Consider the following 25,467-nt stretch of genomic DNA (forward strand, 5'->3'; position numbering starts at 1 on the left):
ATGAACAGTGTCGATAATAAAAAAGCTGCAGAAGAGTTTTGCTCCAAGATCAATGAATTTGCAAAAGGCAAACTTAATAATGCGGAAGATCTTACTCGCATAGCAGAAATAATTTTTAAAATTAATAAGCAAGAATTGCTGGATGAAATAAGCTTTTCGGCCAAATATTCACAAGGTCTATTAAAGATAATTCAGAATAGAAGCAATAATATTGAAGATGACTATTTCGATAGAATTAAAGCGGAGTATACCGAAGCTGTAAAAAAAGTAAGAGAGTTATTAACAAGAATTCTTAACGATGGCTCACCGTTTATAAAGCAGATTTTTATTGACAAATATCTTTCATTAACACACGAGAGCTTAAATAACTTGAACTTATTAATGAGCGATTTGAGCTGGGTAAAAATGTATCTGAATGATATTAAAAGATCATCCTAACATTTAAAAAGAAAAAGGCTTGATTTTCACCAAGCCTCATCAAAATAAATTCTAGTTATTTCGTCTAAGCGTTTCGGAATATTTTTCAGCAACTTCTTGAACTGATTTACTTGAAATGAGATTATAGATTCTATTTCGTAATTCAGCCCATTCTTCATGTAACGGACAAGGATTTTCATCCGAACATTCTTTTAATCCGGTAACACATTTTAAATTGATAACGGGTCCTTCAACTCTTTCAACAATTTCAAGAATTGAACTTTTCTTTGCGAGTTCTGTGATCTTGAATCCACCACCTCTTCCTTTGAAGGAATCGACGTATCCGTATTTTGCCATTCGTTGTAAAATTTTCGCAAGATAATGTGCAGGAATTTCTTCACTCTTTGCAATTTCGGATGACATGATTAACGCTTCTTTGGGCTGTCGAGCAAGAAACAAAATTGCACGAATAGCATATTCTCCAGTTTTTGTGTAGATCATTCTTTGCCCCTGTTAAGTTAATAAAATATTATATACGGGAGATTAATATCTTATATAAAAATTAAGTAAAAGAGAACTTTTTGTCAAGATTTATTAACTACTTAATCTAACTTATTTATTTTAATGGAATTATGTCCTTAATTCTGTCAAAATTAGAGTTTTTAATTAATTTCTAAACATAAATTCCATCTTCAACTAAAGTTAAAACAGCTTTCCCTTTTGTACCGTTTTTGATATCCGACTCAAAATCCGAAATCAAATTCGGTTTTATCAGGAAAAAAATTACCGCACCGTTTTCAAATGTACTTTCTTTAATAATACATTGATGACTATTTAAAAAGTGATGTACTGTTTTACTGTGTTCGAAATCATATTTTAAATTGAAGTACGAGTGATTTTCTTTTTCCTGAATTTTTAATGATTCTAAAACCCCAAAGGCCGAATTGTAATAAGCTTTACCAAGCGGACCAACTCCTAATTTTTTACCGCCGTAATATCGTGTTGAAACGACTACTATATTAATTAAGTCGAAATGCTGAATTGCATTTAATATTCTGATCCCTGCGGTTCCTGTTGGTTCGCCGTCATCGGAATACTTTTCGATATCGGGAAAAATTTTATAGGAATAACAATTATGAGTAGCATCGTAAAATTCTTTTTTCTTTTTGGTGATAATTTCTTCGGCTTCTTCAATTGAGTTAGCCGGGGAAGCAAATCCAATAAATTCCGAACCCTTTTCCTTAAAGCGGAATTCATTTGAAGAATTGATTGTTTTTATAACTGATGGATACTGCATAAGAAAATTTACCCAAATAAAAATTGATTTTCAGTTGTTCTTAAACTAATATAAAGTTTTGGATTTTTATAAACTGACTAATGGACTTCACAAATAAAATTATTATAAAAGGCGCCCGGGAACACAACTTAAAGAATATCGATCTTGAAATTCCTCGTGATTCTCTAGTTGTGATAACCGGTTTATCCGGTTCCGGTAAATCATCCTTAGCATTCGACACAATTTATGCCGAAGGTCAGAGAAGATATATTGAATCTCTCTCTGCGTACGCTCGTCAATTTTTAGATCTTCTCGAAAAGCCTGATGTTGATTTAATTGAAGGATTAAGTCCCTCAATTTCTATTGAACAAAAATCGACATCCGGAAATCCTCGTTCGACTGTTGGAACCGTTACGGAAATTTATGATTACCTTAGATTGCTATATGCACGAGTTGGTAAACCACATTGTTATAATTGTGGTCGCCCTGTCGAAAAACAATCTTCAGATCAAATCATAGATTCAATTCAAGAAACATTTTTAAATAAGAAAATTCAGATTTTCGCTCCTGTTGTTCGGGGAAGAAAAGGTCACTATCGTGAATTGTTTGAGGAAATGTTACGCGATGGTTTCGTTAAAGTAAGAGTTGACGGTGAAATCATCGAATTAAAAAGTGGTTACAAAGTTGACCGCTACAAGATGCACAATATCGAAATATTAATCGATCGTTTTAAGGTAACGGATAAATCAAGATTTAGAGTTAGTGAATCCGCTGATGTTGGTTTGAATTATGGGAACGGAAATATTTTTGTATCCGAAGAGGGTTCATCTGAAGATAAAGTTTATAGCAGAAATTTAGCATGCCATCATTGTAATATAAGTTATCAAGAATTAGCGCCAAACTCATTTTCATTTAACTCGCCTTACGGAAGTTGTCCGGACTGCGAAGGACTCGGTGAGAAGAAAGAATTGGATATAAATTTAATTATTCCAAATTGGTCAAAGAGTATAAATGGTGGCGCACTAGAACCTTTAGGTAAACCACGAAACATTTGGTTTTTTAATCAGCTTGAAGGTGTCGCCGAGAAATTTAGTTTTGATTTTGATACGCCGCTTAAGAAATTGACCGATGAACAACGCGAAGTTTTACTAAACGGCAGTAAAGAAAAAATTTCGTTTCAGTATAAATTTGGCAGTGGTAAATCAGTCACTTATATGCATAAGTTCTCGGGTGTTCTAAATTATGTCAAACACTATTTTGACAACACTTCATCGAATAAAATCCGCGATTGGGCAGAAGCATTTATGAACACAAATACTTGTTCAACTTGCAATGGTGGAAGACTAAAAAAGGAATCGCTTTCCGTTAAAGTTGGCGGTAAAAATATAAGTGAAGTAACAAAATTATCAATCGAGAGATGCGATCAATTCTTTGCTCAATTAAAATTAAATGAAAGAGATCAACTAATTGGATCGCAGATTTTAAAAGAAATTACAGAAAGATTATCGTTTCTTCTAAATGTTGGATTAGAATATTTATCACTCGATAGAAGTGCTCGTACACTTTCCGGTGGTGAATCTCAAAGAATTAGACTTGCAACACAAATTGGATCACAACTTGCCGGTGTGCTTTATGTTTTGGATGAACCAAGTATCGGTTTGCATCAAAGTGATAATATAAAACTAATTGATTCGCTTAAGAACTTGCGAGATCTTGGCAATACTGTAATAGTAGTCGAACACGATCGTGAAACAATTGAAAGTGCGGATTATTTAATTGATCTGGGTCCACGTGCCGGAATTCATGGAGGAGAAGTTTGTTTGTCAGGAGTTTCAGAGACATTTCTAAAATCCAAAAACGGTTATTCATCAATCACTTTAGATTATTTAAAAAATAAAACACAGATTGAAATTCCGGAAAAGCGGAGAGAAGGAAACGGTAACTTCATAAAAATTGAAGGTGCATCCGGTAACAATCTAAAAAATGTCGATCTCAAAATTCCACTTTCAACTTTTACGAGTGTAACCGGTGTAAGTGGTTCCGGCAAATCAAGTATAATTAATGAAACTCTCGTAAAAATTTTGATGAAAAAATATTACAAGTCAAAAGTTGTTCCGCTTCCATATAAAGATGTATCCGGATTAGAAAATATTGATAAAGTAATTGAAATAGATCAGTCGCCAATTGGTAGAACTCCACGATCAAATCCGGCTACATATACCGGCTTATTTACTTTTATTCGTGATCTTTATACTCAACTTCCCGAAGCAAAAGTAAGAGGTTATAAACCAGGCAGATTCAGCTTTAATGTAAAAGGCGGAAGATGTGAAGATTGTCAAGGCGATGGAGTGAAGAAGATCGAAATGAATTTTCTGCCGGATGTATATGTACTATGTGAAACTTGTCGAGGAAAACGATACAACAGTGAAACATTAGAAATACTTTACAAAACTAAATCCATATCTGATGTTCTCAATATGACCGTAGAAGAAGCAATTGATTTCTTTGAAGATCATCCGCGTATTAAAAGAAAAATTAAAGCGCTGAATGATGTCGGACTCGGTTATATTAAAATTGGTCAGCAGGCAACTACACTTTCCGGCGGTGAGGCACAACGAGTTAAATTAGCAACTGAATTAAGTAAAGTCAGCACGGGTAAAACACTTTATATTCTTGATGAACCAACAACGGGATTGCATTTTGATGACGTAAATATTTTATTAAAGGTACTGCAAAAATTGGTTGATAAAGGAAACACTGTTGTTGTCGTCGAGCACAATCTTGATGTAATAAAAGTTGCAGATTATGTGATTGATTTAGGACCGGGTGGGGGCGAACATGGCGGTAAAATTATTGCCGAAGGCACACCCGAACAAATTGCCGAAAATAAAAAAAGTTTAACGGGCAAGTTTCTCAAAAAAGAATTAAATAGAATAAAAGGATAAAATGAAAACTACTATTACCGAATTCAAAGCTTATCGTTCTGAAATGAACGATAAAATTCTTAACTCCGGTTTTTCGGATTTTAAAAAGTTTTTTGCACTAGATAATAAAGCATATATTAATGGTGCGCTTCCTTCCAAAATGAAAGAATTGATGGGACTTGTCGCATCAATGGTTTTGAGATGCAATGATTGTATTCTCTATCATATTGATAGAGCGATTGAGGAAGGAGCAAACAGACAAGAACTTATGGAAGCATTTAACATTGCGTTGATTGTCGGAGGATCAATTGTTATTCCTCACCTACGTTTTGCGATGGAACAAATGGACGAACTTTTACCTGATTCAAAAAATGAAACAAATAAATAGGAGAGGTTTTGAGGAAAGTTGTTTTTGCCACAGGTAATAAAGGAAAATTAAAAGAAGTTATTGATATTTTTAGTGATACAAAAATTCAGATAATTCCAATGGATGAACTTGGAAATATACCTGAAATTGAGGAAGACGGATTAACATTTGAAGATAATGCTCTGATCAAAGCTCGATTCGTTTATTCCAAATATGGATTACCGACCATTGCCGACGATTCCGGACTTTCCATTGAACAACTTGGTGGTAAACCTGGAGTTCTTTCTGCACGATATGCCGGTGAAGGATGCACGTTTAACGATAACAATCTTAAAGTGTTAAAAGAACTTGAAGGATTACCCGAACCGCATAAAGCCCAATTTATGTCGGTTGCTATTTATTTCAATGGCAGAAGCTTGCAGACATGTGTTGGCAAATTACCGGGGAAAATAATCCATGATTTTAGAGGTTCTAATGGATTCGGTTATGATCCGATTTTTGTGCCGGACGGTTATGAAACCACACTCGCTGAAATGACTCTTCAAGAAAAAAATAAAATTAGTCATCGCGCAAAAGCATTCAATCAACTCAAAGAAATTTTACTAACAACCGAGGTGTGAGATGAAAAAATCTCTTGTCTATTTAATTACTTTATTCCTTTTAATTTTTGCCGTCTCCTGTAGTGAAGATGACGGAGGACCGGATGATACAAATGACGGCGGATCAGCCCAAGAATATTATCCCGGAACGACAGGTTCCACTTTTAATTATCAGGGTTCAACTACTGATTCGAGCGGAACTAACCAATATACTCGTGATGTAAATTACGGGCCTCAGCAGACAGTTAATAATACCACTTATATTCAGCAGAATAATACTATCACAACTTTAGCAGGTGTTTCTACCGGCGATTTTCTATTCAGAAGAACTGATACTGGTATGTTTATCTACATTGATGCAACGATATTCTCTGAAATGCTTGATTCATCCGGTATCGATCCTTCGCTTGTGACAATCACAGCCGATCCTGAAATTAGATTAATCAGTTATCCGTTTGCTAACACTCCTCAATGGGATTCGTTTGTTGTTCGCGTAAGCGCATTTGGCGGTTTGATAAGCTTGGATGTCTTAAAAGTTACAGGAAATTATAGAGGACAAGAACAAGTCACCGTAATGCAGCAAAACATGACAGCTGAAAAAGTTGAATATGTTGCAACCATAAAAATTCCCGAATCAATTGAAGACATAGCAAATCCACAGACAATTACGGTAAATGCGACAGCATGGTTTGTAAAAGATGTTGGTCTTGTAAAATTAGAAGGTGCAGGTTTCTTAATTGGCGTTCTCGGTGGAGGGGATTTGGATATTGAAGACGAATCTGCTACAGCTTCTGAAGTTTTAGTAAATTATAGCATTAAGTAGCTATAGTTTTTCCGCTATAACTACCTGAACTATTCCGAAGGTTAGGGAAAAAGTTTGAATGTTTGAAAATCCGGCTTTTGTCAGTAGTTCAGGTAGGTCTATTTTTTCATCAAACTCATTTACTGATTCCGGTAAATAAGTGTAGGCTTCTTTATCCTTCGAAATTATTTTCCCGATAAATGGCAATACTTTATCAAAATAGAATGAATACAATTTTCTAATAAGAAAGTGTTTGGGAAGTCTGAATTCAAGAATTGTCACTTTACCGTTAAGCTTTAGTATTCTGAAAAAAGATTTAAATCCCGTTAAAATATCATAGAAATTTCTAACACCGAATGCGACTGTAATATTTGTGAAAGAATTATCCTTAAACGGAATATCTTCGGCAACGGTTTGAACGATATTTCCCTTGCTCCATTCTCTTTTCTGGTTAAAGAGTTTCAACATATTAATCGAAAGATCAGCCCCGATTATATTATTAACCTCCATTTTGTTTGCAGCAATCGCAAAATCACCCGTACCGCATGCGACATCTAGAAGTTTAGCCTCTTTATTTATTTGCGTTAACTTTAGAGATTTATTCCGCCAATAAAAATCAATCCCCAAACTCAAAAAATGATTTAGGAAATCATATCTTTTTGATATATCGTCAAAAATTCTTTTTACTCTTTTTTTCTTATCCATAAGCCAATAAATTGTTCACTTGAAAATACACTACTTAATTGGTAATTTTTTCAAAACGAAATTAGGGAAAATATGCAAAGATACATAGATGCAATCCGAAAAAATGTTTGTGCGATCTGCGTTGATTCAACCGAAGAAGGTGATTGTACATTATCTACAAAAGAACTTTGTGCCGTTGAATATTATTTACCAAGAATTCTCGAAGTTGTTCAAAATACAGATTCCGATGATTTATCTGTTTACCACGAAAAATTGAAAGATACTATCTGTGCAGAATGTAAAGCTTCACAAGATCGAGATCATTGTTATTTAAGAGATGACGCTAATTGTTCGCTGGATAGATATTTCTCTATCATTGTTGAAACTATTAAAAAAGTTGATGCCGGATTGGTCTAATTACTATCCAGATAAAATCTTTCATCACCTCTAAAATCCATCCACCAATTATAAATATATTTGCCAAGCCATAAGGTAAACATCATAAATACGGCTCCGGCAATTAAATCAATAACATAATGATATCTCAAATAAACTGTTGCTATGATGAGTAAAGTTCCATTTGGAATGAAAAAATATCTTGAACGACTCTTAAACTTTATAGATAAATACATTACGAGTAGAGTCATTTGAGTATGCCCGCTTGGGAATGCATCCCTTTGCACAACTGCCGCCGGATTCGGTGTTCCGTAGGGAATTGACTCCCCCGAATTAACGATTTCTCTTAAAAAATTAGTGAACCAAAGTCCCGGAAGTTCAACATTTTTCAACTCAAAGTCATGCAAAGTAAATCTTGGTCCGATTGCGGGTAAAAGTAAATATCCGATATAGGAGAGGAAGAAGCCAAGCACTATAATAAATGCCATGTAATAAAGTTCGCGCTTTTTATCTTTGATAAGCAGACTAATTCCGAGTATAATCGGGAGAAAGAAAAATGTTCCATAAACAATTTGTAAGAGCTCGGTTAAAAATGGATTACTGAATTGATCGAGGAAGTGTGTCGGATCACCACCGAATAGGAATCGGTCGAATTCTATTAATATGTAATCATATATCTTCCCTCTTATCGGATCAACAAGAAAGTATAGTTCCTTAAAAACCAAAAGTATGGTTGGAACTAAATACCAAAATCGTAATTGATGAGTGAAAGCATTCCGGCGATTTTCGTCAAAGTAAGCAACTGTAAAAACAAAGAGCTGAAAGAAAATATTGATTAGAACAATTTCTTTCCAATGGAAAACTCTTTCATTGAAAAGAATTGCGAGAAGTGAAATAAATGTTGTGAAAACTACAACAAGAAGATCGGTCGCATTTAAATTTATAATTAATTTTTTTGCTTTATTCATTGAACCAAAAATAGAGAAACTAGTGTAAGATAGATTATAAGTCCTAAAATATCATTCATCGTAGTGACGAATGGACCGGTCGCAATTGCCGGATCAACTCCGAATTTCTTAAAACCAATTGGAATTATGGCTCCGACCATTGTAGCGTTCGTCATGATTACAAATAAAGCTACTGTCAACACAAAAGAAAACCTTATTTCATTTTCAAAAAAGAAATGAGAAACTAACAACAAGATAGCACCGCAAACAGTCGCGTTAATTAAAGCCACTCTAAATTCTTTAAATAATCTACTGAAACTATCGCTAATCCAAAATTCGCTTTCAGTAAGACTTTTAACCATAACAATAGCAGCCTGAGTTCCAGTACTTCCACCCATTGCCATCACAATTGGAATGAAAAAAGTTGCGATGATCATTTTTTCTAATGAAGCTTCAAAAGATGCAAGCACAACCGCACTTAGCATTTGACCTATTAATGCAACTACTAACCATGGTAAACGAATTCTTGAAATCCTGAATGAGCTATCGCTATATTCTTCTTCTTCGGATAAACCTGCTATACGTTGTAAATCTTCGCTTGCTTCCTCGTTAATAACATCAACAACGTCATCGATGGTAATTCTGCCAAGCATAATCATATTCTCATCAACTACGGGTATGGCAACAAGATCATATTTTTCTATAATTCTTGCGACTTCTTCCTGATCAACATCCGGAGTTACGTATAACAAATCTTCTTCCATTACACCGGAAAGCGGTTTGTCCAATGGATTTGTTAAAAGAGATTTAAGAGAAACGGTTCCGACAAGTTTGTGATCATCTTTCAGTACATAGATATAGTAGATGTTATCAATTTCTTCGGCATTTTTTCTTACTTCTTCAATTGCATCTTTTACCAACTGACTTTCATAAACAAATATGAAGTCACTGTTCATTATACCGCCGGCAGAATCCTCGGGGTATTTTAATAGTTGTTTTACATCTTCGGAATATTCTTTGTCAATTTTGTCAAGAACATGTTCTTGAATTTGTTCGGGAAGATCGCTTACTATGTCGGTAGCGTCATCTGAATCTAATTGATCAACGATGTTTACGATGTGATCTGTTTCAATTTCTGCGAGAAGTTTTTCTCTGAGATTCTCATCTAATTCGGTTAATACTTCGCCGGCAGTTTCGTGATCTAATAGTTTAAAAGTATAAACGGCATCTTCAAAATCTAAGTGATTAATAATCTCGCCAAGATCGGCAGGGTGCAAATCCGCAAGAATAGATAATAGATTTTTATCCGCTTGATTCTCTATTAGTGTTGAAATATTCTCAAAAATTTCGGAATCAAATTTTGAGAGATCTCGGATATCTTTATTTTCGGTTTCTTCAATCATTTATCTGTTTCTTAAAGAATTCATAGATCTTTAAATAATCACTTATGATTAATTCTTCAGCCCTTTTTGTGAGTTCTACCGGAAAGGAATCAAATTTATAAGCACTTAATATACTATTACTATAGGAATTTTTTAAATTTTTTCTTCTATTACCGAATGCACCCTTTACGGTATTTATAAATAATTTATTATCAAAGGATTCTTTGATACGATTAGCTGTCAATTTAATTATTGCTGAATCTACTTTCGGTTTCGGATAAAATACTGTAGGAGGAACTTTAAAACAGAGCTCTACATTAAAAAAATGATTTAAAATAACCGAAAGTATTCCATATTCTTTTGTTCTTGGTTTCGCGATTATGCGTTGCGCGACTTCAAATTGAACCATAAAAAGTGCATCACTAACTGAATCTAAGTTGTCAATTAGCTTAAATAAAATTGGTGAAGTTATGTTATACGGAATATTACCGATTATGCGGAGTTTCTTTTCATTACCAAATTCGTCTAAATTTATTTTCAAAAAATCTTTGTTTATGAACTGAACATTTTGAAATTTTTCTTTTAATTCATCGATAACTCGTTTATCAATTTCTACGGCATAAACAGTCGCTCCGGTTTTATTTAATTGTTCCGTTAGCACACCTCTGCCCGGACCAATTTCAATAATTACATTTTCGTGAGTCGGAGCAAACTCACTTATAATTTTTTTTACGATATTTTGATCAACTAGATAATTTTGACCAAATCTTTTTAGTGGTTTTGGATGTTGTTTCAAAGTAATTCTTTATCTTTTTTATTATTATTCAATTTAAGTATTTTGTTGAATAAATGGGCTAAGTTTGTTTACAACCGATTCTATAATAAATACACTGCAAAAAATTGTTGCTAACCGTGTTATAATTGACCGTGTCCTAAAAATTGCAATAGCTTTTGGTTTATTGATATTTTTGGTTGGTTACATTTCCATAACTGAAATTGCTGCGGCATTTTCGGAGGCAAATTATTCTTACATTTTATATGCTTCACTTTTATCTCTAGTAAATATATTTCTTCAAGCATACAAGTGGAAATTAGTTCTGAACCTGTCATTGGGTGAAATTTCTTTTGTACGTGTACTTGGTTCTTATTTTAGTGGGATCTCATCAGGATTATCAACCCCAGCAAGAATCGGTGAATTTATTGGTCGTGCTATTCCATTAAAGGAATTTAATTTTTTTGATGTTACTATCGTGTCATTTATTGACAAGATCATTAATATGCTTGTCATTACTTTTTTCGGATCGATAGCATCGGTTTTATTTTATCGTACTCTTAATGCTTCACATTTTTATGTTGATATTCCGTTGTTGATAAGTATTATCGTAATATTTTCTCTGTTCATTTATCTGTTGTTCACTAATGGTTTTTTCGTAGCGATTATAAGACGAAAATTTAAGTCGAATGAAAAAGTTCTGAATAAAATAAAAATTGTAGATAAGTTTTTATCCCAGAGCTATAAAGGGAAACTCCAAATATTTTCGATTAACGTTTTATTCTTACTTGTTATTCTCTTGCAATTTGCTCTTCTTGTAAACGCTTTTGCTGAGTTCTCGAATTATTATCAGTTAATGATAATTGCTTCGCTAATCTTATTTGCTACAACCGTAGTTCTTCCTTTTTCATTTGGCGATTTGGGTGTGCGAGAAGGTGCGGCATCTTATTTAATTGCACTAGTAGGACTTGCCCCTGCAATTGGTTTTAATTCTGCTTTAGTTCTTTTTGTTGTCAACGTTATTCTTCCAGCAATAATTGGATTACTATTTTTAGTCAAGAAGAAGTAATGACAATATTATTTATTCTACTTGGTTTGATTACAATTCACTATGTATATTTTATTTCCCAAGTATATTTTGGTTTAAGAAAATTAACGAGGAACGAAAAGCATTTCCAATTCAACGAAAAACTATCCGTAATCATCCCTTTACGGGATGAAGCCAAAAATGTTGAAAGTCTCTGCAAAAGTTTGAAAAATCAGTCACTTGCCAAGGAGTTTTACGAAATTATATTTGTAAATGATAATTCGAATGATGAAACTTTAGTGAATCTTGAGGCTCATCAACCAACGAACTCAAGGATACTTAATCTTACTGGAAGTAAATCAGAATCCGCGCGTAAAAAGAAAGCATTAATAGAAGGAATCAAGCAATCCAAAAACGACATTATCATTGTTACCGATGCAGATTGCTATCATAATCCAAGTTGGCTTGAAACTATGACAAAGTATTTTGACGATCAAACAGCTGTGGTCGCAGGTCCTGTTGATTTTGAAACGGATGGAAAATTCTTTTCTGCTTTTCAACGAATTGAATATGCCGGATTAATTTTAACAGGTGCCGGTCTAATTGGAATTGGAAAGCCGACAATATGTTCAGCTGCAAATCTTGCTTATAGAAAGAAAGTTTTTGAGGAAGTCGGCGGCTTTGATGACCAACTTAATTTTACTTCGGGCGATGATGATATGCTTATTCAAAAAATAGCACTTGAAACAACTTATAAGATTAATTTTGCTTATGATAAAAAAGCACTAATTAAGACACAGCCCAAACAAAAACCGGAAGAATTTCTTGAACAACGAAAAAGGTGGGCAAGTAAAAGCATTTTCTACAGAAACAATAGTTTGGTTGTGACAATAATATTACTCTTTCTATTTTATATTTCATTACCGCTACAACTTTTCGGTGGAATCTTTCTTAATTCATTTTTGCTGATTTCATTTTTAATTTCATTTGTAAATAAAATTGTCGTGGAATATATGGTTATGAATTTTGGAGCGAATTCATTGTATGACAGAAAAATGCTGAGAATATTTTTTATAGCCGAGATTTTACAAATTCCGTATATAATCTATTCTGCGATTGGAGGATTATTTGGGAATTTCCGTTGGAAAGGAGACAAAGTTAAAAGATGAGAAAAATATTTTATACTCCTCCTAAAATCATTCGTAGGCTTTTCCCTCATACAATTTGGGAAACCGAAAACCAAAGAGTATTGCTAACTTTTGATGACGGACCGAATATTGAAACTACTGAGCAAATTTTAAGGAAACTTAGTGAACATAAAATTAAGGCTGCTTTTTTTTGTTTAGGTGAAAATATTGTTAAGAATATTTCATTAACAAAAGAAATTTTAGCAGATGAACATTTAGTTGGGTCTCATGGTTGGGATCATACGAAGATTACAAAAATGGGCACACCGGAGCTAATTGCAGATATTAAAAAAAATATTGAACATGTTTCAGAACAATTAAATTATAATATAAAATATTTTCGTCCGCCGTATGGTAAAATTTATCCACCTCAAACAAAAATTATATATCAGTTAGGATTAAAAACTGTAATGTGGTCGATAATGACTTATGATTTTCAAAATGATTTTTCCAAAGTTAAATTTGCAATCGATAATTTTTTGCATAATAATTCAATCATTGTATTACACGATTCACTCAAATCAAAAGATATTATTGATCAGTCAATTGATTATGTGGTTGAATCGACTTTCAAAAAAGGTTTTAATTTCGGATTACCTGAAGAATGTTTGAAATAATTTTTATTACAATTATAGTTTTATATACCTTCCAAACTTTTCTTTTCATCATTGGTGCGAAGAAAAAGTTCAATAAAATTAATGAAACTGAGTTGCCGACTATAAGTATCATCGTTGCCGCAAGAAATGAATCGAATAATATTGTCGATTGTATGGACTCACTTTCAAAATTGGAATATCCCCACGATAAAATGGAAATCATTCTAGTAAATGATCATTCAACAGATGATACCGGTAAGTTGATAAATGATTTCATCAAGGATAAACCATTATTTAAATACTTAGAACCTCAAGCCGAACTTGGTTCCTTAAAAGGGAAAACAAACGCATTAGCAAACGCAATTAAAATTTCTAATGGTGAAGTTATTCTTACAACGGATGCCGATTGTATGGTTTCTCCGACTTGGGCGAAGGAATTGGCTTCCTACTATCACAGTGATGTTGCGATGGTTTGCGGTTTTACTGATCAAGTTAATGATACATTGTTTGGTGGTATGCAATCCGTTGATTTTATTTACCTATTGATGGTTGCTGGTGGAGTTATGAATCTCGGGAAACCATTAAGTTGTATAGGAAATAATATGTCCTACAGAAGATCAGTTTATGAAGAAGTGGGAGGATATGAAGCTTTACCGTTTTCTGTTACTGAAGATTTTAATTTATTAATGGCAATGCACTATTTAAAGAAATATAAAATTATTTATCCGATGACAGCTGAAGGAATGGTTACTTCAAAACCTTGTCCAAATTGGAAATCGTTAATGCGACAGAAAAAAAGATGGGGAGTTGGCGGTTTAAAAAGTGATCTCACCGGATACAGCGTAATGGCAACCGGGTTTATAGCCCATTTAATGATGATACTAACACCTTTCTTTTTCACACCACTATCTTTATATTTGTCACTTTTCAAATTTGCTATAGATTTTTTTGCACTCAAAGGTGTGCATGAAAAACTAAGGTTAAAATTATCGTTTAAGCATTTCATCTTATTTGAGATGTATTTTATTTTCTACGTGCTTCTTCTTCCATTTCTTACATTACCAAATCAAAAAGTAGTTTGGAAAGGAAGAGTTTATAATTAATAGGATTTTTATGAAAAGGTTGATTCTGTTACTAAGTATAACCGCACAAGTATTTTTCTCTCAAAGTAGATTTGAAATTTTTCCGGATGATCTTTTAATCCAACCATTTACAGCAAACATTATTGAACCGAAACTTGGTTTCTTATTTCAAGTCGGCAATAATGAATTACGTTTAGATATTGGTAATTCAATCGATGTTGTAAGATATTCAATTTCTGAAAATGAGATAGTATCCTTCGGGGCTGATCTTTTCACATACACTTTATTGCGAGGTGAAACTGATTTTCACTTCCCGGTTGATGCCGTTGATTATTTGTTCGGGATTAATGCCGGTTATAAAAATATAAATAAAGATTTTGAATACGGAGCGCGGTTGAGATTAAGCCATATCAGTGCTCACTTTGTTGATGGACACTATAGTCATGAAACTCAAAGTTGGAGAGATGGTAGAAACCCTAGAGTTTACAGTCGAGAATTTGTTGAAATAATGCCCTATGTATCTTTGGATGATCTAAGAGTTTATATGGGTTTTACATATTTAATAAATATTACTCCCAATGAATTGGGCAAAGATATTTATCAAATTGGATTCGACTATTTTGCGGATAACTTATTTGGAGAAAACTTTACACCTTTTATTGCATACGATTTCAGATTGGCAAACTTAGATAAATATGTAGGAAACAATTCTTTAAATGCTGGTATAAAGTTTGGTAAAGCTAATGGAAAAGGTTTGAGTATATATTTTCATTACTATTCCGGGAAAAGTGTTCACGGAGAGTATTTTGACTACTCGAAACAATATACTGCTGTTGGAATAAACTTAGACTTATAATGGAAGATCAAAAAACATATAATTCTTCGTTGTTTGAAAATATTTTAATTAAGAAACACAAACAAAACTATCTTCTTCACATTGGTTTGTTCTTAATTACTTTTATTACTGCAACAATCGCCGGAGTTGAGTGGACAACCGGAACAATGGGTCCATACGAGTTTGAAGTTCTGACGAAAGGATTGCCTTACTCTTTATCGGTTTTGTTCATGTTGAGCTTTCATGAATTTGGGCATTACTTTGCTGCAGTCTATCATAAAGTAAAAGCAACTTTACCATTTTTTATCCCATTTCCTCCAATTCCCGGCTTTTTCAACTTTGGAACACTTGGTGCTGTTATTAAAACAAAAACTCCAGTTTTAAATAATAAGGCTATGTTTGATATTGGCGTTGCCGGACCTTTATCCGGATTTGTTGCCTGCATTGCACTGCTTGTTTATGGATTTATAAATCTTCCGGGTGAAGAATATATTTTACAAATTCATCCCGATTATTTCTCACCGGAATACGGTGAAGGAAGTTTAAGTCTGACTTTTGGCGATACAATATTATTTTCTCTTTTAAGAGAACTATTAACTTCACCCGGTGATTTTATACCTCCGATGACTGAAATTTATCACTATCCATTTTTATGCGTAGGTTGGTTTGGTTTATTTGTTACAGCGATGAACATGATTCCAGTCGGACAACTAGATGGCGGACATATTGTTTACAGTATGTTCGGTGAAAAAATTCATGAAGTAATTGCAAGTATTTCCATGTTGTTCTTATTTGGATTCGGGGCTATTGGGTTAATGGATTCACTTCTTGAACTTAATTATAATATTGGCTGGACTGGTTGGTTGTTCTGGGGATTTGTACTTTACTTTTTTATAAAAGTAAAACATCCGCCTGTTCAGACTTTTGAGAAACTTGATTCAAAACGAATGATGCTTGGTTATATCAGTTTATTTGTTTTGTTATTATCTTTTTCTCCAACACCCTTTATTGTGTCTTTTTAATGATATTTAATATTGACTTGACAATTTAATTCGGAAATAGTTACTTTTGATCATCAATTTAGGGGATCATTTATAGAGAATTTCTACTGTATTTCTGATTTATTCAAATAGGGTTTTTTATTATCAGAAATTTACGCAGTAGGTTCTTTAAAAATGATTCCTTTTTTTTTGGAAAAAATCTTATGAAAAAATCTTTAATTCTGTTGGTCATTTTGATTGTGTTTATGTTCGCAGCGTGTGATAGTATTCCCACCGAAGTGATTGATACAGCAGATGTCGATTATCAGCTTGTATCAATATCGGCTCCCGCTCAATTTATTTATAATGATCAGGATTCAACGTTAAGCGTTACACTTTCTTTCACAAATTCTTCTACTATCTCCAGAGTTTGGTTTAATGTTTTAACCGTGAATGCATCAAGTACAATCACCCAGAATGTTTATTTATCCAAAGGTTCATCAAATAACGATGTCGCTTCATTTTCCGGAAATACAATTTTAGGTAAAGGAATTCCTACCGGTCAGTATGTCTTAGAGTTTTTTGTTGAGGATAACATTACCGCTGGAAACGGCAAGGTTAAAAAAGTTGCTTCACATAATTTTCAATTCTTAAGCGGACAGCAAAATTCTGCACCTATTATTAGTAATTTAATATTTCCAGATACTGTCGCATTAAATGAACAATTCATTTTTACTATTGATGTCTTAGATGAGAATGGATATATAGATATTTCCAGAGTCTATTACGAGGTCTTTGATCCTGACGGTAACCAATTACAAAATTCTCAAGGTATCACCAAATTCCCGATGTTTGATGACGGTTTAACAGGTGGTGATGTCACAGCAAGTGATGGGACATTTTCAGTTGGCTTAACATTCCCAGCTTCATTTAATACTGGTGAATATCGGTTTGAATTAACAGCTGAAGATAGAGTTGGTGCCGTAAGTAACAAAATCATTCACATTCTAACTGTGAAATAAAATGAAAAAAATCTTATTAATAATATTTCTCTTAACCGGTTATTTATTTTCGCAATCCTTGCCATATAATTTTTCCTTAGAGAAAAATAAAGCCGATAAAATATCTGCCGTGACACCTGCAAGTAATACTATCGAAGATGTATTAATTGATGACAACGGAGTTGTTTGGCTTGGCACTTCAAGAGGATTAAGTAAGTCAGTTGATAATGGCGCCAACTGGACAAACTATTATCAAACTCCTGATTTCGGAATTAAAAAAGTGTCAAAAGTTGGTTATCACAATGGAACAATTTGGGCCGGAACATGGGATTTTACTGAAATATTTGGGGAAAATTTAGTTGAAGGGGCTGGACTTCGTTATTCAACCGATCAAGGGAATTCATGGACTGTAATTCCTCAACCCGTTGATTCACAAGCGGATACTGTAATCATGTATGGGGACAATAGACTTGGCGCTCTTCCTATAACAGTTGCAGTAAATAATATGCCTTATGATATTGATTTTACTTCCGATGCTGTTTGGATTGCTTGCTTCGCAGGTGGTTTGAGAAAAAGCACAGACATGGGACAAACCTGGCAGCGTGTTGTTTTACCACCAGATTATCTCGATGAAATTCATCCCGATGATACTCTAAATTTTGATTTATCTCCAAGCTCGGGCGCTCTTGGTTTCGAAGAAAATCTTAATCATCGTGTATTCTCGATCAAGGTTGTAAACGACGATTTAATTTATGTCGGAACATCCGGCGGATTAAATAAATCAACCGACGGCGGAATAAGCTGGAAAAAATTTAATCATCAGAATCAACCTAATCCAATAAGCGGAAATTTTATTGTCGAACTTGATTATGACTATCATACAAACACTGTTTGGGCAGCAAGTTGGAAAGCAGTTGATCTTGCAGAATATTGGGGAGTGAGTTCATCTTCCGATGGTGGCGAAACATGGGAAACTTATTTACCGAATTCACGCGCTCATGATTTTGGTTTTAAATATACATATGCTGGACAATCAATAACGGATTCAGAAGTTTTAATAGCTACAGAGGAAGGTGTTCTTCGATCAAGTAATTCAGGAGTAACTTGGTTGACGAATCCCAATCCGATAGATTCACAAACCGGAGTTGCGTTGCCTGTTACTCAATATCGTGCAGTTGAAACAAAATATTTAAATGATTTCACTACGGATATCTGGCTTGGTTCATTAAACGGACTCGCAAAAATCAATGAAACACCGACAGCTTTTTGGGATGGAACTTGGACTGTTTACATCGCTTCACAGCAATTAACTTCAGAAACCGAGGCATACGCTTATCCGAACCCCTTTTCTCCTAACAACGAACGTGTAACGATTTTATATTCAATTGGCTCAAATGATGCTGAAGTGACTATCAGAATTTTCGATTTTGGAATGAACTTAGTTAGAACTGTAATTCAAAATGCACCAAGAATCGGCGGAAATTCGGAACAGAAAGATTCTTGGGATGGCAGAGATGAAAACGGAAGTTTAGTACCTAATGGTGTGTATTTTTATAGGATTGATGTTGGTTCCGGTTATCCTGTTTATGGTAAAATTATGGTATTAATGTAGAGGAAACTTTGAAAAAATTTATAATTACATTCATTACTTTGTTGCTTGTAGTTTCTTTAAATGCTCAACCGGAATTCAGCGGAATTTCAAGTAAAGCCGGAGCATTTTCACGAATGGGATTTGGTGCACGCGGAATAGGAATGGGTAATGCTATGTCGGCTGTAACAATCGGAGAATTAAATTCTTATTACAATCCTGCATTAAGTTCTTTTCAAGAAGGGAATTCATTTCATACATCTTATTCATTCCTTTCTTTGGATAGAAGTTTGAACTTTCTAAACTTCACAAGAAGGTTTGGAAGTGGTGAGGATAAGAAAGCAACACCCGGTATTACAGTGGGAATTATTAATGCCGGTGTAAGTGATATCGATGCACGCGACAGTCAAGGCAAACAATATGATCCGCTATCAACGAGTGAAAATCAATTCTTTCTTGGTTTGTCAAATCGATTCTCAGAAAAATTTGCGATTGGTGTTGCTTTTAAATTTTACTACTACAAATTGTATGAAAATGTAACAGCCTCTAGTTTAGGCTTTGATATCGGGGCTCTGTATCTATTAAATGAGAATATTACTATTTCGTTAATGATTTCCGATATCAATAGTAAATATGAATGGGATAGTTCGGAACTTTACGGAGCAAGTGGAACCACTACCACAGATAAATTTCCCGTTCTAAAGAAAATTGGTATAGCTTACAAATTCTCTAATCCTAATTTAATTGCATCAATCGAATTTGAAAACAGTAATGCGGAATCAAACTCTATCAGAATTGGTGCAGAATATAATATTTACGAAAACCTTTATTTCCGCGGTGGGGTCGATCGAATTGATATAGGTAACTTTGATATTCCGGTTAGACCCGCAGTTGGGTTTACCTATTTCCATGATTTAAATTTTGCAGTTGTAGGAATTAACTATGCTTTTGCGGTTGAACCTTATTCATCGCATGATCAACATATTGTTGGACTTAATTTTAATTTTTAACTTGGACTTATGAAAAAAATACTATTCACATTAATTTTTGCTACTTCAATTTTTGCACAATCAGCCGGATCGTCGGGACTTTCATTTCTTAAATCCGGATTTAATGCAAGAAATATTGCAATGGGTGATCTCGGAGTTGCATCGGCACACGATGTTAGTGCTCTTTATTATAATCCGGCTTTACTTGCTGATTATGTTTCACCTCAATTAACTTTTTCGCATAACCAGTTAATGCAAGATGTTTCGGGACAGATGTTAGGTGCGAGTTTTCCTTTATTCGGACTGCCTTTTGCTTTCGGTTTAAATACAACATCAGTTTCCGGTTTTGAAATGAGAACAAGACCGGGTGAACCCGAATCAACTTTTAATGTACACTTTTTTAATGCAAGTCTATCAACCGGGTTTTATTTATACGAAAAATTATCATTTGGTATGACCGTAAAATACCTGTATGAAAATCTTTTTTCGGATGACGCAAGTGGTTTAGGTTTCGATCTTGGAGTTAGTTATAAAAATATTATTGAGGGGTTGGACCTCGGACTTTCTTACAGAAACATGGGTTCAATGGAAAAATTACGAAATGTTGAAACTGAATTGCCTACTGATTTAAGAATCGGAGCCGCCTATAACTTTCCGCTTACCTCAATTCAATCGGATATAACACTAACCGGTGGTATGCAAAAATATACAAAATCAGAAGACACACATTTACACGTAGGTGCTGAAATATTTTATGATAATTTAATAGCACTCCGCGGTGGATATATGAGTGGTTATGAATCAAAAGGATTGACAGCAGGTTTAGGATTACTCTGGAACGGAATTAATTTTGATTATGCATTCGTACCTTATGATTATGGTTTAGGAGATTCTCATATTATTTCATTAATGTACACTTTCTAATTTGTGATAAATTGAACAAAGATTTTATCGAACGGCTTAACCAACCTAAATATTTACTTCCCATAATTATAATCCTTGCTGCTTCAGTAAGGATTATTTTTTTTATGGGACATGTTTTTTCGGATGATTCATACTATTCTCAATTAGCAATTTCATTTTTAGAAGGTAATTATCCATCTGATTTTATAGGTTATCCGATTCATTTAGCAAGAAAGCTTGTCACAGTTCTCACAGCGGTTGGTTTTATTATCTTGGGCGAAAATGAAATTGGATCAATCTTATTTCCATTTTTATTTTCTATTCTTAGTCTGCCTATAATTTATGGAATTGCGAAAGAGTTATTCAATGAAAAAATAGCGTTGACTGCTGTATTCCTTTTAGCATTTTTCCCAACAGATATAATTTTTGCCACACTTAATTTTGCTGATCTTATTACAGCTTTCTTTATCAATTTTGGAATATATTATTTAATAAAATATTATAAAGAATCTGTATTGAAATACTCATTCTTTGCCGGGATGTATTTTGCAATCTCAATTTTTGCGAAGATGAGTTTTTACTATGTAGGAATTTTATTACTGCTTTTGTTTGTTTATCAGTTTATTAGAACTAAGAAATTGGATCCGGGATTACTAGTAAGTATGGCACTTCCTCTGACGATATTAATTGTTGAAGGAATTTTTACTGGAATTAAAACCGGCAATTATTTTTATCGTCTGCAATTAGTGGAAGAAAATTACAATTATACATACTATAACTTTTTCCCTTACACAATCTTAGGAAGTAATTTTACAAACAGTGAATATTTGTTGGGGATTTTAAGACAAGTCTTTATCGAAAACTTACCGAGTATTTTTCTACGTAGATTTTATTTATTTGTACCGATTCTTGCTTTGATTCAATCTTTTATTTTGCTAAGGAATAGAGAACACAGAGAAATTGTTTATTGGTTTCTTGGGTTGACAATTTTATTAGCCGCATTTACAACTTCACCGTTAAGTTATAAGCCATTAGATCTAAAATTGAGTTGGTATATATATCCGTTATTTGTTCCTGCGATTATTCTCGCGTCCGTTTTTATTAATAAGTTTAATGTCAGACTGCAATCGATTTATTTAATTTTATTTGTAGCTGCCTCAATATTTATGTCATTAGAATATCAAAAGTATTTCGGGATTTCTGAAAAGAAGGAATTCAAAAATTTCATTTCAGACAATCCTACAGAAATAATTTTTACAGATCATCACACAAAGTATGGCATTGACTTAATCGATGGCTATCCAAATATACGGAGAGCTAAGCGTATCAGTAATCTTGATCGGGATGAAAGGAATATCCCTCCTAAAAGTTATGTGATTTATAATCCAAGTGTTGTTGATGAACTTGAAAAACAAGGACACGAGTTCAAATTGTTTCAAGATTTATTTAGCGAGAAATTCAAATTGATTGAGGTAATCTCCGGATTCGAAATCTATCAAAAAGTAGAATACTGATATCAATTCGTTATTGAGATAAATTTCTTTATTTTTACAAACTAAAACAATAAAACTACTTTTATGGCTATTGAAATAATTCCTTACAACGAAGAATGGAAAGAAGAGTGGGATAGATTTGTACTTAATTCAAATAACGGTACGATGTTCCACATGCAAAAGTTTTTTGATTATCACACTCCCGGTAAATTTTCTTTTAATCACTTGATGTTTATTGAAAACGGTAAGTTAGCTGCGGTGCTACCTGGTGCAAGAAGGGGAGATTCATTTGAATCGCCGATTGGTGCAAGCTATGGTTCACTTGTAACTCCCGATCTTAAATTTGATAAAGCACTTGAATTGGTTTCCGCATTGATTGAATACGCAAAGAAGCAAGGAATAAAAGAAATTGAGTTAACTTCGGCTCCAAGGGTTTATGAGAAATATCAAAATGAAAATCTTGACTTTGCTCTTCTATGGCTTGGGTTTTCTTATAAACTACACTATATCTCAAGCGCGATAAAGCTTGATCCCGGCATTGATATTATTGAAAGATTTCAAGCAACCATTAGACGAAATATTCGAAAAAGTTTTAAAGAAGGTGTTACTGTTGAAATCAATGATAAATATGATGAATTTTACCCGATACTAATTGAAAACAAAGCTCGACACGGTGTAAAACCAACACATTCATTAGAAGACCTAATAAAACTCACTGAACTTCTTCCGGATAGATTAAAATTGTTTATGGTCTATGCCGAAGGAAAACCAATCGGCGGATCCGTAATGTTTTATCCAAATGAAACCGTAGCTTTGTGTTTTTATAATATGCTTCGCTATGAGTATGAAAAATACAAACCTATTCAACGGGTAATGTACGAGGTTGTTAAAGACGCAACCGAATCGGGTTATAAATATGTTGATATTGGTGTCTCACAAGATACTTCGGCAGAAAACCCTATGACACCCTCGTTGGGTCTGATTGAGTTTAAAGAAAAGTTTGATGCAAAAACTGTTATGAGAAATACATTTCACATCAAATTATAATTTAATGAGTAAAAAGAAACAGATATTCATCGCGTTTCTTGGTAATCCGTTTCATGATTCACGTATTACTAATCTTAAAAAATCTCTTGAAGATAATTTCTGCGATGTAAAGGTAATAGGATTCGATTGGACTACACCAAACTTCAAAACTTATCGAGATGAATCAACCGTTGTTTATAAACTTACCAAAACAAAGTTCTCAATCTTTTTCTATGCAAGTTTTAAATTGCTTCTGTTAAAAGAGCTCTTTAAAACAAAAGCTGATCTTTATTTTGCCGAAGAAATATATTCACTCCCGTTCGTAAAATTGAGAAGTTATTTTAACAATGCTAAAGTTTATTACAACAGTCGCGAACTTTATGCGTTTTTAGGCGGACTTCGAAACAGAAAATTCATTCAAAAAATTTTTACAACACTTGAAAGAATTTTCATTCACCAAGTCGATTTAGTCCTTACAACAGGCGAAATGGATTCGGAATTTCTTCATAAATTTTATGGAATAAAAAACACTTTGGTAATTAGAAATATTCCAAAGTTTACTCGAGTTACCGATAAAGTTGATTTGAGAAAAAAACTTTCACTTCCGGAAAACGTAAAAATATTATTGTACCAAGGAGTTCTTATTGACGGTAGGGGAATTGAGTTAGTAATAAGCAACCTTAATAATATTCCTAATTCAGTTTTGGTTTTGGTAGGTGATGGTGAACGTAAATTGAGATGGCAAAAATATGCGGAGGAAATGAACGTCGCCGATCGTGTTTTTTTCTTAGGTACGATTCCGCAAGAAGAATTAATAAATTATACTGCCGCCGGTGATATCGGTGTTTGTTTAATCGAAAATATAAGTGTTAGTTATTATCACGCACTTCCAAATAAATTATTTGAGTACATAATGGCTGGATTGCCGGTTATTTCTTCAGCCTTACCGCAAATGAAAAATATTGTTAAAAAATATAACGTGGGCAAAGTTGTTGATCTAGAGGTAAGTCAAAGAATTGATTCTGCGATTAACGAAATGATAAATGATCAAGAAAAATTAAATGTGTATAAGAATAATTGCTCTTTGGCTGCGCAAGAACTTAATTGGGATGTCGAATTCAGCAATGTTAAAGATCATCTGTTAAATTTTTAATGAAATCAAGCAAGCAATATAGAATATTAATATCAAGACCTGATCGAGTTGGTGATGTTGTTTTATCAACCCCGATTCCAAGAGAAATCAAAAAAACTTATCCCTATGCTTTTGTTGCAGTTTTGGTAAGAAGTTATACAAAAGATATCTATTTTAACAATCCCTACGTTGATGAAATTATTATTGCTGATGAATTTCTTTCGGGTTCTAAGAAAAATTTGTTCAAATGGATTGGACAAATCAGAAAGTTTAAATTCACTCACGCATTAATGTTACTACCGAATGAAAGAATTAATTATTTGTTATTTCTTTCAGGTATAAAAACCCGGGTTGGGGTCGGACATAAGTTTTATCAATTCATTACTGGAACTAAAAGTGTAAGTAGAAATAAATATACTCCACTTAGACACGAAGCTGATTATTGTATGGATTTGGCAAGAAAGATTGGGGTTGAAAATGGTGATTTGTCACCAAAGATATACTTAACAGATACCGAGAAGAAACAAATACTGAAGAAACGATTAGAGTTACTGAATGGTAAAAAATATTTAATTGGAATCCATACATCGAGTGGTAATTCAGCACCGAATTGGACCCCAAGTTCTTATGCAAAACTAATTGAAAAACTGTCGAGCGATGATTCAATTCAAATAGTTGCAACTGATCCCAACATCCCTGAAGAAATTAGAAATATTAATAATGTTGTAATCACATCTGGGATTATTGAATTGAGAGAGTTGGCAATTTTTGATTTGTTAGTCTCAAGCAGTACCGGACCAATGCATGTTTGTTCGGCGCTTGGTGTTAAAACAGTTTCATTGTTTTGTCCTTTGACTGCATGCTCACCAAAATTGTGGGGACCGCTTGGAAATGAATCAAAAGTAATTCTACCATCAGCAGATTATTGTCAATCAAAATGTCCCGGTGACCCCAAAAAGTGTACATTTGAAGGTGATGGGGGAATAAGTATTGAATCCGTATTTAATGCGATTTATGATATGCTTGAGATTAGCTAAGAGTAAGCAAATTTTATATATTTAC

Annotated in this window: 26 protein-coding genes; 20 read left to right on the forward strand and 6 right to left on the reverse strand. The window is 33.6% G+C overall.

Features of this window, described 5'->3' with window-relative positions; translation table 11 throughout:
* Positions 1-438, forward strand: a complete 438-nt coding sequence (locus QY331_05170; GenBank protein WKZ70645.1) for a hypothetical protein — start codon at positions 1-3, stop codon at positions 436-438.
* Between the two features lie 51 nt (positions 439-489).
* On the opposite strand, the gene QY331_05175 is transcribed toward QY331_05170, so the two are convergent.
* Entirely contained in the window at positions 490-918 is a 429-nt protein-coding gene (locus QY331_05175; GenBank protein WKZ70646.1) for an Rrf2 family transcriptional regulator, read from the reverse strand.
* Positions 919-1,090: 172 nt separating this feature from the next.
* Positions 1,091-1,714 (reverse strand): YigZ family protein, encoded by a 624-nt coding sequence (locus QY331_05180; protein WKZ70647.1) that lies wholly within the window; start codon positions 1,712-1,714, stop codon positions 1,091-1,093.
* Positions 1,715-1,794: 80 nt separating this feature from the next.
* Between QY331_05180 and uvrA the strand changes: the two genes are divergently transcribed.
* From uvrA to QY331_05200, 4 genes are read left to right on the forward strand one after another with little or no spacing between them, the layout of a single operon-like run.
* Positions 1,795-4,638, forward strand: coding sequence for an excinuclease ABC subunit UvrA (uvrA, locus tag QY331_05185; protein ID WKZ70648.1), 2,844 nt, complete (start codon positions 1,795-1,797; stop codon positions 4,636-4,638).
* A gap of 1 nt (position 4,639) precedes the next feature.
* Entirely contained in the window at positions 4,640-5,005 is a 366-nt protein-coding gene (locus tag QY331_05190) for a carboxymuconolactone decarboxylase family protein (GenBank protein WKZ70649.1), read from the forward strand.
* Positions 5,006-5,013: 8 nt separating this feature from the next.
* A complete protein-coding gene (gene rdgB, locus QY331_05195) occupies positions 5,014-5,604 on the forward strand; it encodes an RdgB/HAM1 family non-canonical purine NTP pyrophosphatase (GenBank protein WKZ70650.1) in 591 nt (196 codons plus the stop codon).
* A 1-nt stretch (position 5,605) separates the two neighbouring features.
* Positions 5,606-6,406 (forward strand): hypothetical protein, encoded by an 801-nt coding sequence (locus QY331_05200; GenBank protein ID WKZ70651.1) that lies wholly within the window; start codon positions 5,606-5,608, stop codon positions 6,404-6,406.
* Here the strand turns inward: QY331_05200 and ubiE are convergent, their stop codons facing one another.
* Positions 6,407-7,090, reverse strand: a complete 684-nt coding sequence (gene ubiE, locus QY331_05205; protein ID WKZ70652.1) for a bifunctional demethylmenaquinone methyltransferase/2-methoxy-6-polyprenyl-1,4-benzoquinol methylase UbiE — start codon at positions 7,088-7,090, stop codon at positions 6,407-6,409. It lies immediately after the preceding gene.
* A gap of 72 nt (positions 7,091-7,162) precedes the next feature.
* Here ubiE and QY331_05210 point away from each other — a divergent pair, with 72 nt between their 5' ends.
* Entirely contained in the window at positions 7,163-7,486 is a 324-nt protein-coding gene (locus tag QY331_05210; GenBank protein ID WKZ70653.1) for a hypothetical protein, read from the forward strand.
* Here QY331_05210 and QY331_05215 read toward each other — a convergent pair.
* The 3 genes from QY331_05215 to rsmA are packed head-to-tail and all read right to left on the reverse strand — an operon-like array spanning position 7,483 to position 10,590.
* Entirely contained in the window at positions 7,483-8,433 is a 951-nt protein-coding gene (locus QY331_05215) for a phosphatase PAP2 family protein (GenBank protein WKZ70654.1), read from the reverse strand. The two genes, QY331_05210 and QY331_05215, sit on opposite strands and share 4 nt — an antisense overlap.
* A complete protein-coding gene (mgtE, locus tag QY331_05220) occupies positions 8,430-9,815 on the reverse strand; it encodes a magnesium transporter (GenBank protein WKZ70655.1) in 1,386 nt (461 codons plus the stop codon). Before mgtE ends, QY331_05215 begins: the two co-directional genes overlap by 4 nt.
* The gene (rsmA, locus tag QY331_05225; protein ID WKZ70656.1) at positions 9,808-10,590 is read right to left on the reverse strand and encodes a 16S rRNA (adenine(1518)-N(6)/adenine(1519)-N(6))-dimethyltransferase RsmA; all 783 of its coding nucleotides are present in this window, start codon (positions 10,588-10,590) and stop codon (positions 9,808-9,810) included. The genes mgtE and rsmA overlap by 8 nt, the downstream gene beginning before the upstream one ends.
* A 64-nt stretch (positions 10,591-10,654) precedes the next feature.
* Here rsmA and QY331_05230 point away from each other — a divergent pair, with 64 nt between their 5' ends.
* From QY331_05230 to QY331_05295, 14 genes are all read left to right on the forward strand, one after another.
* Positions 10,655-11,635: a lysylphosphatidylglycerol synthase transmembrane domain-containing protein gene (locus QY331_05230; GenBank protein WKZ70657.1), complete on the forward strand. Its 981-nt coding sequence runs from the start codon at positions 10,655-10,657 to the stop codon at positions 11,633-11,635.
* Positions 11,635-12,762, forward strand: coding sequence for a glycosyltransferase (locus QY331_05235; protein ID WKZ70658.1), 1,128 nt, complete (start codon positions 11,635-11,637; stop codon positions 12,760-12,762). Before QY331_05230 ends, QY331_05235 begins: the two co-directional genes overlap by 1 nt.
* Positions 12,759-13,397, forward strand: coding sequence for a polysaccharide deacetylase family protein (locus QY331_05240; GenBank protein WKZ70659.1), 639 nt, complete (start codon positions 12,759-12,761; stop codon positions 13,395-13,397). Before QY331_05235 ends, QY331_05240 begins: the two co-directional genes overlap by 4 nt.
* On the forward strand, positions 13,385-14,479 hold the full coding sequence (locus QY331_05245) for a glycosyltransferase (GenBank protein ID WKZ70660.1): 1,095 nt from the start codon (positions 13,385-13,387) through the stop codon (positions 14,477-14,479). Before QY331_05240 ends, QY331_05245 begins: the two co-directional genes overlap by 13 nt.
* Positions 14,480-14,489: 10 nt before the next feature.
* Positions 14,490-15,314, forward strand: coding sequence for a DUF1207 domain-containing protein (locus QY331_05250; GenBank protein ID WKZ70661.1), 825 nt, complete (start codon positions 14,490-14,492; stop codon positions 15,312-15,314).
* Positions 15,314-16,315, forward strand: coding sequence for a site-2 protease family protein (locus QY331_05255; GenBank protein ID WKZ70662.1), 1,002 nt, complete (start codon positions 15,314-15,316; stop codon positions 16,313-16,315). Before QY331_05250 ends, QY331_05255 begins: the two co-directional genes overlap by 1 nt.
* Positions 16,316-16,497: 182 nt before the next feature.
* Positions 16,498-17,295 (forward strand): hypothetical protein, encoded by a 798-nt coding sequence (locus tag QY331_05260; protein ID WKZ70663.1) that lies wholly within the window; start codon positions 16,498-16,500, stop codon positions 17,293-17,295.
* Between the two features lies 1 nt (position 17,296).
* A complete protein-coding gene (locus QY331_05265; GenBank protein WKZ70664.1) occupies positions 17,297-18,886 on the forward strand; it encodes a hypothetical protein in 1,590 nt (529 codons plus the stop codon).
* A gap of 8 nt (positions 18,887-18,894) precedes the next feature.
* On the forward strand, positions 18,895-19,872 hold the full coding sequence (locus tag QY331_05270) for a hypothetical protein (GenBank protein WKZ70665.1): 978 nt from the start codon (positions 18,895-18,897) through the stop codon (positions 19,870-19,872).
* A 9-nt stretch (positions 19,873-19,881) separates the two neighbouring features.
* The gene (locus tag QY331_05275) at positions 19,882-20,775 is read left to right on the forward strand and encodes a PorV/PorQ family protein (GenBank protein ID WKZ70666.1); all 894 of its coding nucleotides are present in this window, start codon (positions 19,882-19,884) and stop codon (positions 20,773-20,775) included.
* 11 nt (positions 20,776-20,786) lie between these two features.
* Positions 20,787-22,268, forward strand: a complete 1,482-nt coding sequence (locus QY331_05280; protein ID WKZ70667.1) for a glycosyltransferase family 39 protein — start codon at positions 20,787-20,789, stop codon at positions 22,266-22,268.
* Between the two features lie 63 nt (positions 22,269-22,331).
* Positions 22,332-23,294 carry a GNAT family N-acetyltransferase gene (locus QY331_05285; protein WKZ70668.1) on the forward strand — a complete coding sequence of 321 codons (963 nt, stop codon included), beginning with the start codon at positions 22,332-22,334 and terminating at the stop codon, positions 23,292-23,294.
* A 4-nt stretch (positions 23,295-23,298) separates the two neighbouring features.
* Positions 23,299-24,426 carry a glycosyltransferase gene (locus QY331_05290; GenBank protein ID WKZ70669.1) on the forward strand — a complete coding sequence of 376 codons (1,128 nt, stop codon included), beginning with the start codon at positions 23,299-23,301 and terminating at the stop codon, positions 24,424-24,426.
* The gene (locus tag QY331_05295; protein ID WKZ70670.1) at positions 24,426-25,442 is read left to right on the forward strand and encodes a glycosyltransferase family 9 protein; all 1,017 of its coding nucleotides are present in this window, start codon (positions 24,426-24,428) and stop codon (positions 25,440-25,442) included. The genes QY331_05290 and QY331_05295 overlap by 1 nt, the downstream gene beginning before the upstream one ends.
* Positions 25,443-25,467 lie beyond the last annotated feature (25 nt).

The sequence above is a fragment of the Melioribacteraceae bacterium genome, from assembly GCA_030584085.1.
In the GTDB taxonomy this organism is placed as follows: Bacteria; Bacteroidota; Ignavibacteria; order Ignavibacteriales; family Melioribacteraceae; genus SURF-28.

Coding starts and splice junctions, on each gene's coding strand:
- QY331_05295 (WKZ70670.1), top strand. CDS start 24,426: ATGAAATCAAGCAAGCAATATAGAATATTAATATCAAGACCTGATCGA.
- uvrA (WKZ70648.1), top strand. CDS start 1,795: ATGGACTTCACAAATAAAATTATTATAAAAGGCGCCCGGGAACACAAC.
- QY331_05175 (WKZ70646.1), bottom strand. CDS start 918: ATGATCTACACAAAAACTGGAGAATATGCTATTCGTGCAATTTTGTTT.
- QY331_05170 (WKZ70645.1), top strand. CDS start 1: ATGAACAGTGTCGATAATAAAAAAGCTGCAGAAGAGTTTTGCTCCAAG.
- QY331_05250 (WKZ70661.1), top strand. CDS start 14,490: ATGAAAAGGTTGATTCTGTTACTAAGTATAACCGCACAAGTATTTTTC.
- QY331_05285 (WKZ70668.1), top strand. CDS start 22,332: ATGGCTATTGAAATAATTCCTTACAACGAAGAATGGAAAGAAGAGTGG.
- QY331_05290 (WKZ70669.1), top strand. CDS start 23,299: ATGAGTAAAAAGAAACAGATATTCATCGCGTTTCTTGGTAATCCGTTT.
- ubiE (WKZ70652.1), bottom strand. CDS start 7,090: ATGGATAAGAAAAAAAGAGTAAAAAGAATTTTTGACGATATATCAAAA.
- QY331_05235 (WKZ70658.1), top strand. CDS start 11,635: ATGACAATATTATTTATTCTACTTGGTTTGATTACAATTCACTATGTA.
- QY331_05240 (WKZ70659.1), top strand. CDS start 12,759: ATGAGAAAAATATTTTATACTCCTCCTAAAATCATTCGTAGGCTTTTC.
- QY331_05190 (WKZ70649.1), top strand. CDS start 4,640: ATGAAAACTACTATTACCGAATTCAAAGCTTATCGTTCTGAAATGAAC.
- mgtE (WKZ70655.1), bottom strand. CDS start 9,815: ATGATTGAAGAAACCGAAAATAAAGATATCCGAGATCTCTCAAAATTT.
- QY331_05265 (WKZ70664.1), top strand. CDS start 17,297: ATGAAAAAAATCTTATTAATAATATTTCTCTTAACCGGTTATTTATTT.
- QY331_05210 (WKZ70653.1), top strand. CDS start 7,163: ATGCAAAGATACATAGATGCAATCCGAAAAAATGTTTGTGCGATCTGC.
- QY331_05255 (WKZ70662.1), top strand. CDS start 15,314: ATGGAAGATCAAAAAACATATAATTCTTCGTTGTTTGAAAATATTTTA.
- QY331_05215 (WKZ70654.1), bottom strand. CDS start 8,433: ATGAATAAAGCAAAAAAATTAATTATAAATTTAAATGCGACCGATCTT.
- QY331_05245 (WKZ70660.1), top strand. CDS start 13,385: ATGTTTGAAATAATTTTTATTACAATTATAGTTTTATATACCTTCCAA.
- QY331_05260 (WKZ70663.1), top strand. CDS start 16,498: ATGAAAAAATCTTTAATTCTGTTGGTCATTTTGATTGTGTTTATGTTC.
- QY331_05200 (WKZ70651.1), top strand. CDS start 5,606: ATGAAAAAATCTCTTGTCTATTTAATTACTTTATTCCTTTTAATTTTT.
- QY331_05180 (WKZ70647.1), bottom strand. CDS start 1,714: ATGCAGTATCCATCAGTTATAAAAACAATCAATTCTTCAAATGAATTC.
- QY331_05275 (WKZ70666.1), top strand. CDS start 19,882: ATGAAAAAAATACTATTCACATTAATTTTTGCTACTTCAATTTTTGCA.